At 63.8% G+C, this 3,468-nt stretch carries 4 protein-coding genes; 1 reads left to right on the plus strand and 3 read right to left on the minus strand.

What is annotated here, in order from left to right:
- The 3 genes from ABW043_RS10200 to ccmI form a co-directional block, all read right to left on the minus strand.
- A partial coding sequence (locus ABW043_RS10200) for a heme lyase CcmF/NrfE family subunit (RefSeq protein ID WP_353921103.1) occupies positions 1-1,513 on the minus strand: 1,513 nt, incomplete at its 3' end.
- Positions 1,510-1,986, minus strand: a complete 477-nt coding sequence (ccmE, locus tag ABW043_RS10205) for a cytochrome c maturation protein CcmE (RefSeq protein ID WP_353921104.1) — start codon at positions 1,984-1,986, stop codon at positions 1,510-1,512. The genes ABW043_RS10200 and ccmE, both read right to left, overlap by 4 nt.
- A complete protein-coding gene (ccmI, locus tag ABW043_RS10210) occupies positions 1,983-3,095 on the minus strand; it encodes a c-type cytochrome biogenesis protein CcmI (protein WP_353921105.1) in 1,113 nt (370 codons plus the stop codon). The genes ccmE and ccmI overlap by 4 nt, the downstream gene beginning before the upstream one ends.
- A 104-nt stretch (positions 3,096-3,199) precedes the next feature.
- Between ccmI and ABW043_RS10215 the strand changes: the two genes are divergently transcribed.
- The coding region (locus ABW043_RS10215) for a hypothetical protein (protein ID WP_353921106.1) at positions 3,200-3,468 on the plus strand (269 nt) is incomplete at its 3' end.

Here is a 3,468-nt window from a genome sequence, read left to right on the forward strand (position 1 = left end):
TTAGGCCTAGCCCCATATGCCCGAGCGCCGTCGACCAGATGGTGCGCGGCAGGCCAACAAGGCGACGAACGCTCTCGCCCACCGGAATCCGACCGATGCGGCCACGCTCGATCAGTTCAGCAAAAGCACCAAAAGTCACCCAGAAGCCAAGCAGCAGTCCGAGCGGGGCCAGCGAAATGGAGATGCCGCCAAGCGCCGAAACCAGAATGGTGAGGAAAATGGCGAGGCCCGCCGCCCCTGCGAGCCGCTGCCCGGCTGCGACAAGATCAGCGCGCTTCCACGGCAGCAGCGGTCCGAAAGGCAACACCAGTAGTAACGGCGCCATCAGCGCGCCGAAGGTGAGATTGAAGAAGGGCGCACCGACGGAAATCGTCGTGCCCGCCAGCGCATCGAGCAGCAGGGGATAGAGCGTGCCGACGAGGATGGCGCCGACTGCCGTGGCGAGGAACAGATTGTTGAGAATGAGCGCACCTTCGCGGGAGATCGGCGCAAAAAGTCCACCCTGCCGCAAGGTGCTCGCGCGCATGGCAAAGAGCAGGAAGGCCCCGCCGATCAGCACGGCGAGAATGGTCAGGATGACGAGGCCGCGCGTGGGATCGCTGGCGAAGGTATGGACCGAGGTCAGAATGCCCGAGCGCACGAGGAATGTGCCGAGCAGCGACAGCGAGAAGGTGATGATGGACAAAAAGATCGTCCAGATCTTCAACGCGTTGCGCTTTTCCATCACCAGCGCCGAATGCAGCAGCGCCGTTCCGGCGAGCCAGGGCATGAAGCTGGCGTTCTCGACCGGGTCCCAGAACCACCAGCCGCCCCAGCCGAGTTCGTAATAGGCCCAGTAGGACCCCATGGCGATGCCGAGAGTCAGGAAAATCCAGCTCAGCATGGTCCAGGGCCGCACCCAGCGAGCCCAGGCCTGATCGATCCGCCCCGAAATCAGCGCCGCCATGGCGAATGAGAAGCAGATCGAAAAGCCGACATAGCCCGCATAGAGAAGCGGGGGATGAATGGCGAGGCCGATATCCTGCAGGATAGGATTGAGGTCCGAGCCTTCCAGTGGCGGCGGCGACATCCGCGCGAATGGGTTTGAGGTGAAGAGCGTAAAGCCGCCAAAGGCAGCCACGAGCAGGCTCTGCGCGCCCAGAACAAGATTGAGGAGGTCCGCCGGCAGGCGCCGACCGAAGGCTGCGACCAGCGCGCCGAACAGCACGAGGATGAGAATCCAGAGCAGCAGCGAGCCCTCGTGATTGCCCCAGACGCCCGAGATCTTGAAGATCAGCGGCTTCAGAGAATGCGAATTGTCGACTGCCAGCTTGAGTGAAAAATCTGAGGTGACAAAAGCCTGCACCACCGCGAGGAAGGCCACGGCAACAAGCACAAATTGCAGGATTGAAGCCTGTGCCAGCACCTGCGCCAGACGCTGTCCGCTGCGCCACAGCAACAATCCGGCCAGAGCCGAAACCGTGGCAATAGCGCAGGCGAGGATCAGGGCGAAATGACCAAGCTCGATGCTCACGGCGTCGCGGTCTCCGGACGCCACTCGCCTTGGGCCTTGAGCGCATCGACGACTTCACGCGGCAGGTAGTTCTCGTCGTGCTTGGCCAGCACATTGGTGGCGGTAAAGCTCCCATCGGGACCGATTGCCCCCTCGGCGACGACGCCCTGCCCTTCGCGGAACAGATCGGGCAGGATGCCGACGTAATGCGCCGCGATTTCGGTCGCGCCGTCGGTCACGACAAAGCGGTTCGACTGGCCCTCGCGCACCCAGCTACCGTCCTTGACGAGACCGCCGAGACGAATGGGGTGACCCGGCTCAACGCCGCGCGTCTGCACGTCGGTTGGCGAATAGAAGAACACGATCTGGTCGCGCAGCGCAGTCAGCACCAGCGCGGCAGCGATCACCAGCACCACACCCAGCCCGGCAATGACAGCCAGGCGCTTTTGCTTGCGCGACCATCCCTTGCGGCGAACGGCAGACGGCATGGTCATTGCTCAGCTCCATTGAGTTTGAGGCCCGCAGCCAGCGCCATGCTGTCGAGTTCACCGCGATCGAAGGCCGCGGGATAGGCGGATACCGCCCCGTCATAGGCAATCTGGGCATTGGGCAGATCGCCCAGGACGATGTAGGAGCGCACCAGTTGCGACCATTCCTCGACCGTTCCGCCATCAGCATAGAGCCGGGTGGAAAGGCTCCCGACCATGCCGCGGATCATCTCGGCCTGATCCTGCGCGGTCGTATCGACGCCATCGTTCTCGGCCACGGCCAGTCCCTGGCGTGCGGCCTGTAGCCAGGGCTCGTCGCCCTGTGCAAGATCGATCGCGGCCTGCCAGAAGCGGGCCGCGTCTTCGTATTGGCCCATGCGGGTCAATTCAGCGCCGAGATAGAGCCGCGATTGCGTGTGGGCGGGGTCCATATCGGCCGCGGTGCGCAGCAGGCCCATGGCTTCTTCCGATCCCTCGCCGTCTGCCGCCAGCAGCAGCGCTTCGGCGCGATCGGTCAGCAATTGAGCGGTCGGCTCGGAGAGATCGATGATGCGGCCATAGGCATCTGCGGCATCGCTGAAGCGGCCGACTTCGAGCAAGGCCGGCGCCAGCACGGTCCACCCGCGCAAATCGTTGGGATTGGCCGCAAGCTGCGCTTCGATGCGCGCAATGGCCGTATCAAGACTTATGCTCTGTGCGGCGACATCGGCACGGCCGGCAAGCGGCTGGGCCGGCAGGTTCGGGCTACCAAGAAAAACATAGAGGCCAAGCGCCAGAGCGGCGACGAGACCAAGACCGGCAAACAGCGTGCCCTGTCCCATTTCATGGGCGGCTCGTGGCACAACTTCGGCCTTGGCGCGCAGCATTTCGCGCGCCAATTCGCCCTTGGCGCCAACGGCCTCTTCAGCGCCGATCTTGCCAGCGGCCAGGTCGGCGTCGATCCCCGCCAGCACAAGGCGGAAATGGCTGTTGGCATCAGCGGTTTCGGCGGCGCTCACGTTGACCATGCGACCGCGCCCCGCGTACAACAACGCGGCGCAGGCAATGGCGGTGACTGCAATGGCGATCGACCAGAAAATCATGGACCCCAAACGCTTGCTTTCCTCAACGAGCAAGGTTGGGTCCTCTATAAGCCCATTGCGGCGAAAAACCATCAAAACCCGCGTGTTCGCTGTGGACGCATTGCCACAGCGGCGGCTGGTCGCAGGGATTTGAAGGCATGAGCGAAGCCGAGCTGGATTTTGCCATCTTCGGATCGAGCCCGCTGGCAGGTCTCGTCGCCGGGCTGTTGGCGAGCCGGCACCAACGCAAGGTGGTCATGGTAGGTGATGCGCAGGCGCGCTATCGCCTGCCTCGGGCCTTCGACATGTCCGTTGCCCCGATCTCGCGCCCCGAAACCTGGGCGCTGCTGAGGGACTGCCTGCCCGATACGTCCAAGCTGATCACCAAGATCGGCGGGCGTCACGCCCTGCGCCGCGTCGATGCTAT

Origin of the sequence: Devosia sp., assembly GCF_040509215.1 — a bacterium.
In the GTDB taxonomy this organism is placed as follows: Bacteria; Pseudomonadota; Alphaproteobacteria; order Rhizobiales; family Devosiaceae; genus Devosia.

Excerpts from the sequence above, each read along its gene's own strand:
- ccmE (WP_353921104.1), bottom strand. The coding sequence starts at position 1,986 with ATGACCATGCCGTCTGCCGTTCGCCGCAAGGGATGGTCGCGCAAGCAA.